This window comes from Legionella jordanis (assembly GCF_900637635.1).
Classification (GTDB): domain Bacteria; phylum Pseudomonadota; class Gammaproteobacteria; order Legionellales; family Legionellaceae; genus Tatlockia; species Tatlockia jordanis.
On the sequence record NZ_LR134383.1, the window covers coordinates 2,342,040 to 2,358,043 of the forward strand.

Here is a 16,004-nt window from a genome sequence, read left to right on the forward strand (position 1 = left end):
CTTGAAGATAACCATCAATGAACCTTAGCCAACATTTTAACGTTTGGATCTTTGGCGTAAGCATTTAGAATGTCATCGACTAATTGCTCGATAACACTCTCTTTGGCATCTTCTTCGATGAGCCCAGTCCCTTGCTTCATGGATCCCAGACGCATTTCAATTTCTTTTGCCACGGAACCATTTGGAAATAAGGAAGCTAGCAGCCTTCGTGCTTCAGCTGGACCCAAATGACGATACAATTGATTACGCACCGTTGCGTCTTCTGCAGTAGTACTAAATGCCCACAATTCAACAGGACCCAGAGTTAACGTTAACAGCTGAACGTTTACCCCATTTTTCGTGGCATATTGCACAAGAAACGTTGCCCCCCCTTGACGAGGTCCATGTACCCTTGTTCTCAATGCGGTTTTCGCAGTATTAGATAAACCAAAAATTTGGCTTGTCTTTTCCACCGCTTGTGACGGACCAGCATCCATGACGTAAATAGCCGTACTAAAATCAATCATAATTGCATCAAAGTCCTCAACGGATTGTGAAAGCAAGGCAATTTGAACCTTCCATTTACGACCTTCCCGCATGTCGATAATAACTTGATCTCGAACTGCTGCAGATTTTGAAGTTCTATGGAATTCGTCATAAACAATACGTTTGGGATCCTCTCTGATTTCCTGGATACGGTCCCTATGATATTCCTGATATTGCTCAGGGATATTGCCTAAACTTTCCTCAGTTAAGTAATAATGACGCGCCAACACGTAGCGGGCAAGCATATACATGACAGCGGTTTGGCGGTCGGCTGCATCCCCACCACTCTTAGCCACTTCATCCAAATCCAAAGACACAACACGGGCATCACCGATGTCAAACGCTGTGACCCTCGACAGAATTGGATATTCCCTGACTGCTGCGGAAATCATTCGTGAAAACGCATTAATTAATGATTCCCCTGTGGGGGCGGTAACTTTTTCATACAAGTCTTCAATGGAAGGAGTTCGGCAAATGGATGCGGCATCCGCCAGCAAAGGCATGGCATAACGTTGTGCAAGCATGGCTTCATGGGCAAACCCTGCTGAATACAATGCATCAGTAACTTCCCACCAAGTGGATTTCGAGTCTCTGACAAAACCGATCTCCTCGAGAATACTGTCGATAAATTCCTCTACTCCAGGTGCATAGGGGGTAGGATTGTATTCGTCTGCCAAGCTTTTATAGAGTTCATCCACCACCATACCCGCTAAATCGGCCATACCATCATAGGGTTTAGCAGCTCCTAAAGGAGTAGTCAGCAGAGTTAGAAAATTAACCAGGAAAGAGCGCTCCAATGCGGTGGGGTAGCGACAACCTAATTGGGTATCAAAAGGATTAATTGAATAATCAGGAGTCATTCTTAATCGGTGATAAGCCACCAAATGCCGTTTGGAAGCAGGCAGGGCTTCTTTAAGCAAAGAAATAAGCCCACTGCTTGATGGTCCGATATCAATAATTGCAATCCTGGGTAAGCGTGTTAATCCTCCAGAAAGACATAGGGCTAAATTCAAGGCATTGGACAATACGGATTTACCAGAACCAGGACGGGCATAGACTAGATCAATCCATGTTGTCTGTTGTGTTGACCCGGGTTGAAACGGCCAAGGTTTACCATCCGGGGTACGAAACAACAGCGCACCTTGCTCCCAAGGAGAAGCAGGTCGGGTAATTGGCAACATACCGATAATATGAGACAAAGGGGCAACGGAAGGCACAGCAGCGCTTCGAAGCGTGGTTGCAAGCATGCTGGAAACAAATCCGGCAAAGGGATCCCCACAAATTTCTGAAACATCTGTCGAGCCCCATCCTTGAATGGCTTTTACCAATTCGGAACTACGGCGTCTTAAAACTGGAATTTGATCTTCAGGGGCCCAAGTGGTAGCCACAACGCGAAGTCTCACTATGGCATCGTCAGTATTTAACTGTAAGTATTTAAGCAAATTAACCGAATCGCTAATTAGGCGATTTTGAGCGGATGAAAAACTCAAAATTGCAGCCAGCAATCCTTTGAGTTTGAGGGTATTTAATCCTTCACTTTCCGCCAGAAACGAAATTCGCCACGGAATGTGTGAAGGAAGAATACGAGAAAATAGATTAACAAACGGGCGCAAGTCTTTGGGAAACAGATCAATGAAAACGGAAGAATAAATTTTATTTCCTACGCGAACCGTTCTCAAATCCAGGGCCTCTGCATCTCGAGGAATCACTTGCTTGGATAGAGAGGGCCATAATAGATCAGAAGCATCTCCGTCAAAGCCATTGATTTCGCGGGGAATTATACGATCACCGGGTAAAGTTGCTTTCCAGTCATCGGCGGTGAAATCAGGGTCGGCAGTCATTCGAATTGCATGAACAGCATCATGCACTTCCATTAATCGGGCAAAAATATTTAGGGATTCAAGATCATTCATTATGGAACGAACATAAGCATCATGGGTATCACGCAGCTCAGGTATTGCCGCATACACCGTTTGAGTGTTTTTAAAAGGAGGGGCTTTCATGTCCTTAAGCATCTTCATTTTTGCTTTATTGGCTGTCTTTAATTGATCTTGAGCCAAGTTATATGGACGCGTGTATAAAACAAAAAACACTCGTTCTTCAGCGCAATATTGAGCCAGGAAATTAACCCGTTCGTTAAAGAGATCATCAAGGCTCAACTCCAGTCTTTTCGCAGTTGACTCGGCCGGAGCATAAATGTCCTGTATTACCTTTTTTATATTTTGCTTATCGTGGCTGAAATAAACCTGCAAGGCATGACCAGGCCTTCCCATAGCTGCTTGGAATGCATTACTTAAGCCTTCAACGAGGCGTTCGAATTCTTCGCTTCCGGCAAGAGCAGTAATCCCCTCGATCTTTAAAATTGATAATAAACTACCATCGTGATTGACAAGCACCGTTGGACTGTCTGCCGTTTCTAAATCACAATAGGATTCAGTCGTTTGCTTTAGCGAAGTACTTAACCAGGCGAAGAAGGTATCAACCCCTTCAAAAAATGACTCTACCCATTTTGCCATGTCATTTCCTACTATTTACACTTGAATGAGAATAATGAAACCTTAGTGTAACTGTAGCTCATCATTGCCAAATGAGAATGAATTCAGTGTATTTACATCAGTTGGCAAGTATTTACGGCCAACACTGGTTACTTATTCTCGGTAATTTCCTCTAGGGCACTCGCTGCCCATCGTTCTATTTGTTTGCGGAATTTAGCTCTAGACGGCAATAGTCGTATGTTCTGAAATAAGCTATCCGCGACTTCGGGAGTTACCCCCGAATCAATGATTAATTGCCCAAATATTGCTGGGTCACTGGTACCCTCTCCATATTTCTCTTCAACAATTTGTGAACGAAATTTAAAACTTCGGTATATGTTTTGGGCGCTACTCTTATACCCTGTGTCATTGGTAATCGCGCAAAAGAGCACATGACATAAACTATTTAATTCAGGTTGAGTAAGTTCCGGAAGATAGATTAGAGTCCCGCCTCCGTATCCACCAACCCCCACGGATTCAACAAAAAAACATTGGGCGCAAAAGCAGCAGGCTGTAGCCAAATTAGCCATGCGGTTGTTCGTGAAATCATAATCCAGATTCACCACTTCCTGAAATAATTTCGCCTGAAAACCGCAAAATTGACAAGTGTAGCGATCCCTTTGAAATACTTTCAACTCAAAGGTTTTAAAACGTTCATCCGCTTTTCTGGCCGAATACAAGCGCCAGGAGCCAGGGCTGGCGATGAGTTTTAAAGAGCCACGTTCTTGCTTTCCTGCCATTTACTGCTACTCGCCCCTAGAAAAATACACATAAAAAATCAGGAAGGCCTAATGTCTTCCTGATTTGTACCCCAAAACAATTAAGAACTACCAAAGATTGTTCCAGACGGACCTGCTACTGAACCACTTTCACCAAACATGGTCTGTCCTGCTACACCTAAAATGGAAGGTAGGAAAAGCAAGGCAGCAGCAATAAAAACCAACGCAATTGGGGTTCCAATTGGAATTTGTGTGGGGTTATCCTTATGTTGCTTAAATTTCATAATGGCACCGATTGAAAAACCTAGACCCGCAAGGTAGGAGCCTGCAGTAATCAATTTGGCAATGCTTGTAAATGAGCCAGTGATACTGGATGCCATATTTCCCAACGTTTTGCCTCCAGCAAGCGCTTCTCCTGCAAATATCATCAAAGTCAAACAAGCAATAAACATAAGCAGCTGCTTAGCATTTTGCTTTAGATTTAAGGGCATATTCACTTACATTTCTCCTATTAAAAACGATTAACTTGTACCATAAAGCGTATTATTGATGATTTGAAGCGTTGCTACAACGTTCATAGCTAAAATCCCCCCGAAAACGTGCATTAGTCCTTTCCCTGTACCTCCTGGTGGTTGACCTTGAGAAGCCGAGCGCGCAATTAATACCCATCCGCGAACAAATGCAATCACACCAATGGTTTGTATAATGATGGCAAGTGGTCTGCCTATCGTGCTTCCACTACCAAAAACAGCCGTAATAGCCTGATTGTTGCTATTTACGGGAGCGTAAGCCAATATATTAGACGAACCAAAAGTAGTCTGTAACAGGATTGCCAAACCCGTTGGAAACCAAATAAATACCCCCGCCACTAATAAATAGGCTAAAGGTTCCTTAATACTTGTATTGCTCGACATCATCGTTCTGGATTCGCCGTAAGTTTTTAAGCTGTAGATGGCTTTAAAGGCAAATGCCAATCCAATCAGATAAGCCGCACCTGTCACAAGTCTTTCAACTGGCAAAAGATTATTAGCAATATTATTTAAAACATCGGCTTGGTTTGTAAGCCAAGTGATTACAGAATTGCCATTATTTCCACCAGACATAAGCGCCTCAACTATCTTGCTGACTAAATCTGATCACTCTGCCAGAACTAGTGATGACCCTTCCTTGTCTAGAATCTATCAGCTTAACAACACCATAACCGGCAACCCGTGTCCCTTCTCTTACGGTAATTGTAGACCCGTTTTGTGCAATTAACCAAGCACGCCCAGGAATCACGGCTTGAATAAAATAGGTTGGCGGCGGAGGTGTTTTTATCACAACGCGCTTCACCACTTTGGGTTTAGCTCGTACTGATAGTATAGTCAGTTCTTTGGATTGTTGTTCAACTCTTGAGACTAAAATTGTAAAAGTTTGGTTAAGCTGAGCCATTTTATCAGCTAGTTGATTAATATTGGAATTTACAGTGGCTAATTGATTGTTTAACGAGTCCATTTCTGAACGGAGATTCTGTTGATTCGCCTCCAGGGTAGATAGCCTCTGGTTAATTTGTGATAATTCATTACTACTGATATTAGCAGGCGATGACTGAGTAGAAACAGTAGTGGTCGTTTGCTCCTGTACTGGCTGTGCAGCGGGCTGAGTAACAGGTGGAATATCTGTTACAGTCGGTGCTGGCGTGATGGGTTGAGCTGTTGTGTTCATCGGAGGCACAAGATCCGACGGCGGCTTCTTGGTGAACAATGGCCCTAGAAATTTATAAGCAAGCATCAAGAGCACAATAACCACAATGGCAATAATGGCATTACGTCTTAAATTTGTACTGGTTTGTCTCTTCTCAACTGTTGTGGTGGAAACCCTTTCTTCAGCACCAGGCTCAGGTTCAAGAGCATCTAAATCCGAAAAGTGATACTCTTCGTTGTATTCATTAATGTCATCTTCTGCCATTTCTTACCTACTCATTAGTTTTTAAAATGAGGTTACGTCTTGAGTAAATAGTATACCCAAGCCAGTGCCTGCATAAACTTCCACCGTTGTGGGTGTACTAAATTGTTGCTGTGCAACCTGTCCCCAGCTTTTACCGACTGTTGCCAACCCAATGACAGCATTTTGCAAAGCTGAACGCCCAATGCCATTCTGGACGGTAATGTTATCACCACCGCCTGTTCCTCCAATCGTCACCGTTGTGTTCGCTGATTGGAAAGCATTTCCGAATCCTTCCAGGAAAGAAGAGGCAAACAAGGAGCCATAGCGCAAAAGATAATGGTGATCCACTCTGCTTGCAAGTGCTGTTCTTGCTGTATTTGGATCAATGGCATAGGCGCTGATTGATGTTGTTTTCGGAGCCCCAGGAACAGACATGGTATTAAAGCTTATGACCATTTTGTCGGCATTGCTTGGAAGATTAAAACTTCCGATTAACTTAGCTCCTTTAAGCTTGCCAGAAACAATAGTAGCTAAGATAGGTCCTGGTTCATCACTATTGACTGAAGTATCCATTACTGCAAAAAGAACATCTCCAGTTTTAATAATAGCTCTTTGCGCAGCCGGTCCGCCGCCGCCTGGGTTTGTTGCCTGTACTGTTGTAGTGGTTTGCTGTTCTGTAGTTGTAACCGTTGCGGCTGCAGCCTTTTCTTCTTTCGGTTCGTTACCAGAAGCATAGGTTTGAACCGCCACTTTCTGCCAGGCTTGCAAGGATTGATTCGCAGTACCCATCATCTGACTTACTCGTTGTTGTATTTTTTGTTGATATCGTTGATCCGCCAGCTGGCGGTTTTGTCGATCAAGGATGGACTGCAATTGCCTGGCATTGGCGGCTTCTGTTGCAGCCAGATTGGCAGGATTTTCCGCGCCAGGAACTGAAGGGATAGCTGGAACTGCCGAGGGGGTTACTGATCCAGCCGAAGCTTGTTGCAAACTGGCGACTTGAGAAGGAGGAAAACCGGCATTTTGAAGCTCAGCATCGCTAAACCCTGCCTGTTTTAATTCATCCTGATTGAAGCCTGCATCTTTTAAATCCTTTGCCGAATAACCGGCCTGGCGAAGGTCAGTTGCACTGAAACCAGCCTCTTTCAAATCTTTAGCGCTAAAACCGGCAGCTTTTAATTGACTGGCACTAAAGCCTGCATTTTTAAGATCAGTAGCACTAAACCCTGCGTCCTTCAATTCCGCAGCAGAAAAACCAGCATTTTTAAGGTCTGCAGCACTGAAACCTGCATCTCTCAATTCTCTTGCACTAAAACCAGCAGCTTTGAGATCAGCAGCACTAAAGCCAGCATTTTTTAATTCTGCTGCAGTAAAGCCTGCGGCTCTTAATTCTGCTGCCGTATAACCTGCTGCTTTCATGGCAGCAGCACTGCAGCCGAGTGTCTGCTTTATCGTTGCCGCGGAAACACCAGCCGCACGTGCAGCTCTTAGAGAGGCAACACTGCAATCGGCGGTCCTTCCGGCAGCAAGTGCCGCGGTAGTTATACCAGCTTGACGCAATTGATCCGGGCTAAAACCAGCCGCTAAAAGCTGTTCCGGTGTAAATCCGGCATCTGATAGAGATTTGGCATCAAAGCCAGCAGCCTTTAACGCATCCAGGCTGCATCCATTCAAATCACGTATTTGACTGGCTGAAACTCCTTGCAATCTTAACGCTCTTAACTTGTTAGGATCGCAACCTGCTGCACGAATGGCATCTATGAGAGGATTTGCGGCAGCAATTTGTGCAGGAGTGAAGCCAGCATTAGCTAAATCGGCATCAGAAAAACCGGCGTCTTTCAGTGCAGCCGCACTAAAGCCAGCAGCTTTCAAGGCAGCAGCAGAACAACCATTCAAAGCACGAATCCTCTTGGCTGTAACACCTTGAGCAAGCAAAACTTTTAATTTATTAGGATCACAACCTGCAGCCCGAATACTATTATCATCCGCGGCTGCAGCAATTTGCGCCGGTGTAAAGCCAGCATTTGCCAAATCTTGATCCGTAAAACCTGCAGCCTTTAAAGCTTGCGCGCTACAACCTGCATATTGACGAATCAACTTAGCGCTGACTCCAGCTAAACGTTCCTTTTTTAAAGCTTCAACATCACATCCTGCTGCTTTGATATCAGCCGGAGTTATGCCAGGAGGTAACTCTGCTTCAGCAGTCGCGATTTCGGCAGGAGTATAACCAGCCTGACTTAATTGTTCAGGAGTCAGCCCTGCATTTAGCAAATCCCTGGCACTAAAACCTGCCCTCCTCAGATCAGCAGGGCTAAACCCGGCACGAATAAGGTCAGCAGCACTAAATCCTGCATTTTTTAAATCTTGTGCAGTATAACCTGCAGCCTTCAATTGTTCAGCAGAGCAGCCACTTATACGGCGAATAGCAGCTGCTGAAACACCTTGCGCACGTAAACGTTTTAATGCATCCACCTGACATCCAGCTTTGCGCACATCCGCATCGCTTATACCATTAGGTAGGCCACTTGCTTGGGCAATTTCATTATCCGAAAAACCCGCACCCTTTAATTCTCCATCAGTAAAGCCACCATCTTTCATCTGCTGAGCGGTAAAACCGGCATTGCGTAATTCACAAGCGTCAAAGCCGCATAACCGTAATCGCCCAGCACTGAAACCGGCTTCCTTAAGCTGCCTTGAGTTAAAGCCTGCAGCACGTAATTCCTTACAAGAGCATACTTGTTGCAATTCTTGCAGTTGATAGCCATTTGCGTGCAATTGAGTGCAAGAACAAGCTGCCTTCAAATCAGTAATAGTAGCGCCTTGGGTCATCACAGAATTCATCGTCGCTTTATTGCAGTTGTTGCTTTGTAGGGATTGAATCCAGAGGCTTCGCTGTGCCCCTGCTTCATCTTCTCGTGCTAAGGTTGCAAAACCAACACCGCCTTCTCCACCTTGGGGACCTACCGCTTGCACGCCTTCTCCCAAAGCTTGTGAGCGAATGATGGTCGGAATAGCGCTCCCTCCGGTTTTAAGGGCTGACTGGGCTTGGCTAACATTTTGTTCTTGTTGTAATTTTGCATATTGAGCAGTGGGATTTAAACCACCAGGAATGGATTGTATCGATCCGGGCACACCGGCAACTGTTGCCTCGGCACCGGGACCTACCTGAGAGGAGGAACGCAATTTAATCACGCCAACAACTACAGCCACAATCAGCAAAACCGCAGTAAAAATAATAATTACTCGTGAGCGTGTGTTGGTAAAGAGTGCCTTAAGATTGTCTTTTCTACCTGCCATTTGATTATAACCCTTCTACCTTAAGCTGCATGACCTTCCCATGCCAAGAAACCAATAAAACTGGGGATTTTTGCATTTCATAAGCGTGCATTCCGTCCGCACTGGTCATGCTGCCTATCCAACCTGGTGATAAAACAGTGAGGTTTGTCCTGACATACATTTTCTCGTTTAATAACCAGGCTCGAGCGTCGCCGCCACTTACTGTCAAACGTTGGCTACCGGGAGGGGGTACTCCGTCTAATACATGTAATAAAATATCACTTGCGCTAGGAGGAATTCCCTCTTCCATTGGCATTACCTTTGCATTGGGTCCTAATCCCTGTACTCGCAAATCAACGCGATAATCCACAGCCTTTTGACCTGGAATCAATGTGAGCATCACGGGAGTATTTAATCCACGCAGTCTCACAGCCAAATTCCCGTAAGTATACAGTTTGAGAGACTGGATCATTAGGGTATTGCTAGTTTTATCCCATTGGATATTAAAGGAAGAGGGATCGCCTAAATCATAAGCACTGATTGGCCAAGGTGCTCCTGTGGAGTCGAGAAAAACCAACGAGGACACAAATCCTTGAGACAAGCGGATGACAGGTGGAGTTGAGCCAGGTGATAAATTTACAAACTGGGAAGTAGCGGTTGGCTTAGGCGGCGTGCCAGCACTTGCGGCCTGAGCGTATTCAGAGGCATGATAAATTTGTTTCAATCTCATGATTTGCTCAGGTGTTAGCGGAAACAGTTGTCTTGTTACTGTTTCAAAAGCTTGGCTGTCAATTAATTCATTATCTGCCTGAGTCATCACTGGAGCTGCGTTGTTCTCAGCCGGTGGTGGCGCTTGAGGCGCAGGTGGTCTGGGTGGCGGATTATTAGCCGCAGCCGCTTGTACTGCTGGACTTGCTGGAACGGCATTGGCTGGTGCCTGTCCAGCTGGAGCCTGAGTATTATTCCCCTGAGATAATTTTTGCTGTAAAAGCCGCAATTGCTGTAATGCCTGTTGTGCCGAATCGGATTGATCAGTTGCAAAACAAGCACCTGGAATAATTTGAATAAAAAAAACACAAATAAAAATCTTTAGAATTGAAGTTTTATTATTTTTATTCATCAACTTATCCCACCAGTAGCTGGACCTACAACAAATTGAGCTATACCAATACCGCGAGGTGAATTCAATGTGGACACCCGGGTTATTAACATGGTGACGACGTTATTTTGTTGGGAAAATTCACTAGCACTTTGATAGGTGACTAATATTGGCATTTGAACACGCCATGAATATCTGCCATTAAGAATGCCTTTCTGCAAAATGATTGGTGCCCGAGTAGCCACAGCGGAAACAATTAATTTTTTGGCCTTCACTGCATCCAGGTTGTTGGATTCCTGCAATGCATTTAGAAACTGAGTCCAACCCTCTGCTGTGAAAAAACCTGAAGAAGCTTGCAGTTCCTCACGATAATTCACGAAATTGTAAGTAAAGGCAGCAATCGCAGCCTGGTTTGCCCATTGTAAAATGGCGGAATCGGATTGGTTTGGCTCATTAAGTGGGTATAAAGGTGTAATACGGCCATTAATGCTTGTAGCAAAATATTTAGGAGCAGGAGGATGCGTTAATAAATAAAACAGTAAAGAAGACAAAATGAAATTCAGTATGACCGAAATCAAAAGAGCAAGCATCACTTTCCGTTGGCTATCACGGTAAAACGTGTTTCTAATTGCCACAGTTGTCAAAGCATCTTCAGCCATAATGTCCTCGATTATTGCGGTATGACCCTCGTCATGTCTTCATCAACAGGATCGGGTGGAAGCAAATAATTACTTGAATAATTTCTTTCATTGAGTGAGGTCAGTTTTACAGGCGGAGCAATCCCACTCGTTGCATAATAATCAGGTTCTGGTTCATTAAAATGCACGTAATAAATTGAAAGAAGTAAAATTAAATTAACGCCAAGCGATAGAATAACCCAGGTTAATCCTTTACGGTAGCTACGGATATAAAATCCTTTAGACTGTATAATATTATTCCAAGCCTCTCGACTCATTGCATCGCCACCTAAATAATTGCATCTCTAAACGTAATCTCTATACGTGAATTGGGTGATTTGTCGCCGCCATCGGCCCAAGCCATAATAGGTTTATCACTGCCAAGCCCAACTGTAAAGATGAAACGACTATCAATCCCTTGAGACCAAAGGTAATCGCCTACTGCCCTTGATCTTGCGAGTGTTAAGGCATGCTCGCGTTTTGGTGAAATGTATTTGCTGCTGTAGCTGGTCACCGTAATGGCAACCTTGCGAAATTGTTTTAAAAATAACACCACATTGTTTAGTACACCATAAGACTGCCAAGTTAATCTCGGAGATTGATCAGCAAATAAAGCGGCAGAAGGGATTGAGATTAAATAATCGGAACCAATGGTAATGACTTTTGCCCCACATTTGCTTAATCGCTTCTGCAAACCAATAACTGCTTTGTCTGAAGCACCTTCTACTTTTCGGGGCAACTGCGGATCCTCGCCGACAGGAGCGAAATACTGCCTCCTATGGCAGCCCTGTAGTAAAAGTGAGGCCAATAAAGCAACATAAAATAAAGAGAAACTGATTAAGCGATGACGCGAATGTTTCACCTGAAGCCTCTTAATAATTAGATTTTTAACTCCAACAAATAAAAACATACAAATCATCGCGTTACAAGATGTTCTTGTAATTTCCTGTGGTTTAGATGGTTAAGGAACAGTAAAGGCGTGATTCAGACCTGAATTTAGACTTGAATAGTCTTAACCAGGTCTATGTCTTTGGAGTGCGAGCTGCTCGAGAATAAAAAGAAGCAAATCCTTGAAATTAGGAATGCAAAATTACCTTATAATTCCTCAGAGGATTTGGATTGGGCCTTTTCTCGTTCTCTTGCAATATTATCAGACAAAGTATTAATCAATTGCGTCAAATCTGAAGAAGAAATTTCATCTCTTTCCTGAGGCGGATAACTGGTTGCCATTTGAAAGTCTTTTATTAATTCATTGGCTACCGTACCGGCGTATTTATCTTTTGCCCCGGAAGCACGCTCGATAGTGGATAAGTAATTTCTTGTTTCATTAATAGGTAATAGCGGTTGCGAGAATTGCTCGACGTCTTTTACCAGTATTGGCAGACCATTGGCTGAATGACGAAGTTTGGCAAAAATCGTTAATGCCCCTTCCTCTTCTTCCTCAACCAATTCTTCCAGAGGGGGCGGTTCATTATGACCATGAAAGGCCAACAGAGCAGCCACGCCGCGTTCAATCGGTTCGCGAATATTGGACTCGTGCAAGGCTTTGGTGATTAAATTTATTTCCTCAGTCTCAACGAGTTTGTTAATGCTCAGATCACCACTTTCAAGAATCTTTTGGAAGCCCGATAACTGCTTTTGCAGCTTCATTAAATAGTCATCAGGTGGTGGCTCTACCTTCAAAAATTGGTTCAGCTTTAATTGTTTAACGGGTTTTGGATTAGCATAGAACATTCGCGCACGAACAATTTTAGATTTAAAGAAAATGTGAGCCTCACCTTCCGTTTGCTCCTTCAAATCCAATAAGTCGATACGAGCCCGTTTTTCAAAAGATGAACTTTTTGTATCCAGATAACTGTTTGCCACACTGGTTTCTTTTGTCTGGAATGAGTCAACCTTCGTTACATAAGCTTCCCCAGCTGTTTTGGTGAAGAAATCCCAGGTTTCTGTTGGGTCTTCTAGCTTCATGCAAATTTTTATATTGGTGTTGGCACCGATAGATGCAGCTTCTTCCTTGGATGCTTTTTGGAAAGCAGGCAAATCCTGCCCGGCAAATATGGCTGAGAAGCCCAGAGAACGTGCCTGTGCAGGAACCACTGCAAAGCCCTGAACCGCATAATAACCATATTCATCCAGGATGCACATATAAGGAGTTGGCGAGTTGGTGGGCTTGCGCTCAATCACATCTCGGTAATCACCTTCCACCTGGTCACCCAAACCTGCGGCCATCATGGCTTTTAGAGAAGAGACAATGACTTTTCCCAAGTTGGATAATTCATCAGGGGATTTTTCCAAAGCAGGTAGAAGCACAACAAGGATTCGTCGATTGAGTACCACGTCTTTAAAATCCACCTCGGCCAAATTAGTACGGATAATATGACCGTAGGTATCAGCTAAAGATGAAAAGACGCGAACCAGCTGCATGGTGATAAAACCATGTTGCTCCAGCACTTGTGAAACTTGTTTTCCTTTCTTCTCTTTATTATAACCAGGCAAGTTAAATAAATAATTTCGAAGTGGATCGGTGATTAATTTAGGCACCGATTCTATATTCACCGCTTCCTGTTCATCTCGAGGAAAAACTTTGTCGAGCACGATGGATTCGAGGCGGCCTAAATCAAAATAGTTTCGTATGGTATTGGCATCAAGAAGAAGCGCCCCCTCATCACGCATGTAAACCAATAATTTCATCAATGCTTCAACGAAACTGATGGCACGCCCTTTCCACATATCGCCGTCTGACGATTGATTTGAAGATCCCATCAGGCTGACCACAAGCTGAGTAAGCATGCTAGAAGAGCCTTGGCAGAATGGGTTTAGGGTATTGGATAAGCGCCTTTCCTGAGGACCCACAATATCACGTGCACCAGTCATGAAATTGATGAGCAATAAATCGTCTTCTCGGCCCATGCTGCGCACCATTGAGAAAACTTTGGCATAAAGAGAGTTGTCCCCTTTACCATCTACATAAATAAAACCACTAGCTTGAACCAGGGCATTGTAGGCTAGGGAAACTAAGGTTTCCGTTTTACCGCTACCCGTAGATCCAAAAATAAGAGCATGGGTTCTTAAGTCGTCGTTAGCAAACCACAGTTCCTCTTTTGTTTTCCGGTCATTGCCAAAGAATGCAATGCCTCTCGCGGTATTCGGAGTACCAATTCCAGGTTTTAAGTCATTGTAGTCTTTCACCTTGGCAATTTTAGGCAGGCGAAAAGGCAATTTTTGTTTACAGGAATAGGTATAAAGAAAAATCAGAGCCCCAACAACCAACATTAATGTTGAAACTTCGGATAAATAATAGGAGACAGCCGCCAGAGACACCAGGACAATTGACACGTTTGTTGTGTCGGAAAAAAAATCCGCAAAACGTTGACCCAGCGTGCGTGTATCCCGCAAAAGCTGAGTTGGGTCAATTTCGTGACGTGACTCAATACCACGCATCATGGCTCTAACTCCTGCAACTCTTTGGGTGTTAATTTGACTTCTTTCACCGCAACTTCCAATGCTTTAATGGCTTCATCTATCATGGGGACTAAGGAGCGTCTGCCCATAACTTTTTCGGCACGCCAATGAGCAAAAGGCCCAGCCACCTCAACAAAGGGTGTTTGGCGCCCCACACAATTAAGCATATACCATAATCGGCGATCAATGGGCTTTAACCATAAAAATTCTGAGCTTGGTACCACTCCATCTTCCCTTGCAGCTTCAAGCAGAGAAGCCATCACTGTTAAAAGATAGGCATGTTTACTTAAAATTTCCTGCACATTTTCAGCATTTTGATATTTCTTAAGAATTGCTTTAGCAACAGAATAATCCATTTTTCCCGCTGCATAAGATTTATCCAGTGATTCCATTATCAAACTGGCAGAACCTCTATCACGATTCATGCGAGCCATGAACGCTGCAGCGAGTGCATAAGCTTGTGGAGGGCATCTTTCAAAACCATCCCAGTAAGGTCCGAGTTGTAAGGTAAAGACTCGTTTAGCATCTCCTTTGCGAATTCCTGCTGTCATTTCCTGACCGGGTACTGGATTATCCAGTAAGGCATCATCTTTTTTGAGCAATTTGTATTTTCGAGCAAACTCCATGGGAGATAGAGCCATGGCCCAGGGGCCTTTATTAATATCCATGCTCACCAAATCTTCTTTAATAATCGGCATGATGGCCAGCCAATTATGCTGCTCTTGTGCACGTAATGTCTTCATGTTATGGGCCCTTCTGAATCGAAGAGTTACATTTGAGCGATACAGGAGGATGGAAAGGAATACCAGCAGCACTACAATGGGGTAGCGAATATAATCCCCAACGCTGCGCGTTAATTCAATGAATTGATCCCAGTTAACAGTAGCTGGGTCAATGGTCTGCATTAAATAGACTTTGCTTTCGAGATCAGGGCTGGTAACAAAGAACGAAATTAGTTTCGCCTGCAATACATTCAGGTAAAAAATAAAAGAGACAATGTATTGATGACCTAATTTCCAAATAAAGAACAGCGTGAAAAACAGTAGGACCATGATCCACACTGGAGCCATCGAGTTATCACCGCTACCCTGTTGCTGTGGTTGTTGTGCCATGCGCTTACTTAAAATTGACTAACTCATCTATTAAAAAAGTATATACGCAGTTTGATTCAGCTGCGACTATCCTTCACCGCTTGTTGTGTTTTTTATTAATCGACCTTTCGTATAATGATAAGTTCCTGACATATGAACGAAGCGGGTAATGTTGTCCAGATTCAGGCTTCTGTCTTTAAGGGACAGAAGAGGTCGGCCAAACTTGTCCCTTGAAATTTTGTCCGCAGCCACCTCTAGAATATCACTTTTACTGACATAGGCTGCTACATAAGCCTCATTTACCCTGTTTGTTTTTGATTTTATATGATTTATTACATCTTGCTCATTTTCATAGATGGGCCGAGAGATCATCTGCCTTGGTAGATTGGCCAAAATGCGTTCCCAAGTTTGTAAAGTATTGCCATCCATTGAATAAAGACTAATATACACTTCTTGCTGGCCGGTCCGCTCCTTTTGATTTTGGGCATCGGCGTTCTTGCTTTGCACCTCATGTTGGTTACTTAACCCTAACTGATTGGCAAAGTTCTGGCGAATTTCCCGCAGATTTTTTCCGATCACCCGCAAAAAGTTGGATTCTTCCCAAGGACCTTTGGCAATTGCCTCATCCAAAGCTTGTAAAATGGCTTGAGTTTGTTCTTCTGTTAATCTGTCTTTCATAAAGAAAATCTTAACAC

General features: G+C 43.8%; 13 protein-coding genes. All 13 read right to left on the bottom strand.

Annotated elements, in window-relative coordinates; translation table 11 throughout:
- Positions 1 to 14: 14 nt before the first annotated feature.
- Entirely contained in the window at positions 15 to 3,041 is a 3,027-nt protein-coding gene (locus EL203_RS10440) for a type IV secretion protein IcmB (protein WP_058472042.1), read from the bottom strand.
- Between the two features lie 128 nt (positions 3,042 to 3,169).
- Complete coding sequence (gene icmJ, locus EL203_RS10445) at positions 3,170 to 3,799, bottom strand: type IVB secretion system protein IcmJDotN (RefSeq protein WP_058472041.1); 630 nt, start codon at positions 3,797 to 3,799, stop codon at positions 3,170 to 3,172.
- A gap of 80 nt (positions 3,800 to 3,879) precedes the next feature.
- Entirely contained in the window at positions 3,880 to 4,269 is a 390-nt protein-coding gene (locus tag EL203_RS10450; protein ID WP_058472040.1) for a hypothetical protein, read from the bottom strand.
- Positions 4,270 to 4,299: 30 nt separating this feature from the next.
- Positions 4,300 to 4,881: a hypothetical protein gene (locus tag EL203_RS10455; protein ID WP_058472039.1), complete on the bottom strand. Its 582-nt coding sequence runs from the start codon at positions 4,879 to 4,881 to the stop codon at positions 4,300 to 4,302.
- A 7-nt stretch (positions 4,882 to 4,888) separates the two neighbouring features.
- Positions 4,889 to 5,725, bottom strand: a complete 837-nt coding sequence (gene icmG, locus EL203_RS10460) for a type IVB secretion system protein IcmG/DotF (RefSeq protein WP_058472038.1) — start codon at positions 5,723 to 5,725, stop codon at positions 4,889 to 4,891.
- A 21-nt stretch (positions 5,726 to 5,746) separates the two neighbouring features.
- Positions 5,747 to 9,001, bottom strand: a complete 3,255-nt coding sequence (gene dotG, locus EL203_RS10465; protein WP_058472037.1) for a type IVB secretion system protein DotG/IcmE — start codon at positions 8,999 to 9,001, stop codon at positions 5,747 to 5,749.
- A 4-nt stretch (positions 9,002 to 9,005) separates the two neighbouring features.
- Complete coding sequence (locus EL203_RS10470; RefSeq protein WP_058472036.1) at positions 9,006 to 10,100, bottom strand: DotH/IcmK family type IV secretion protein; 1,095 nt, start codon at positions 10,098 to 10,100, stop codon at positions 9,006 to 9,008.
- Positions 10,100 to 10,738: a type IVB secretion system apparatus protein IcmL/DotI gene (locus tag EL203_RS10475; RefSeq protein WP_058472035.1), complete on the bottom strand. Its 639-nt coding sequence runs from the start codon at positions 10,736 to 10,738 to the stop codon at positions 10,100 to 10,102. Before EL203_RS10475 ends, EL203_RS10470 begins: the two co-directional genes overlap by 1 nt.
- 11 nt (positions 10,739 to 10,749) lie before the next feature.
- Positions 10,750 to 11,034, bottom strand: a complete 285-nt coding sequence (icmM, locus tag EL203_RS10480) for a type IVB secretion system protein IcmM/DotJ (RefSeq protein WP_058472034.1) — start codon at positions 11,032 to 11,034, stop codon at positions 10,750 to 10,752.
- Between the two features lie 11 nt (positions 11,035 to 11,045).
- Entirely contained in the window at positions 11,046 to 11,618 is a 573-nt protein-coding gene (gene icmN / locus EL203_RS10485) for a type IVB secretion system protein IcmN/DotK (protein WP_058472273.1), read from the bottom strand.
- A gap of 233 nt (positions 11,619 to 11,851) precedes the next feature.
- Positions 11,852 to 14,200, bottom strand: a complete 2,349-nt coding sequence (locus EL203_RS10490) for a TraM recognition domain-containing protein (protein ID WP_058472033.1) — start codon at positions 14,198 to 14,200, stop codon at positions 11,852 to 11,854.
- Positions 14,197 to 15,330, bottom strand: a complete 1,134-nt coding sequence (gene icmP / locus EL203_RS10495) for a type IVB secretion system coupling complex protein DotM/IcmP (RefSeq protein WP_058472032.1) — start codon at positions 15,328 to 15,330, stop codon at positions 14,197 to 14,199. Before icmP ends, EL203_RS10490 begins: the two co-directional genes overlap by 4 nt.
- A gap of 66 nt (positions 15,331 to 15,396) precedes the next feature.
- Positions 15,397 to 15,987 (bottom strand): Dot/Icm secretion system protein IcmQ, encoded by a 591-nt coding sequence (gene icmQ / locus EL203_RS10500; protein WP_058472272.1) that lies wholly within the window; start codon positions 15,985 to 15,987, stop codon positions 15,397 to 15,399.
- Positions 15,988 to 16,004 lie beyond the last annotated feature (17 nt).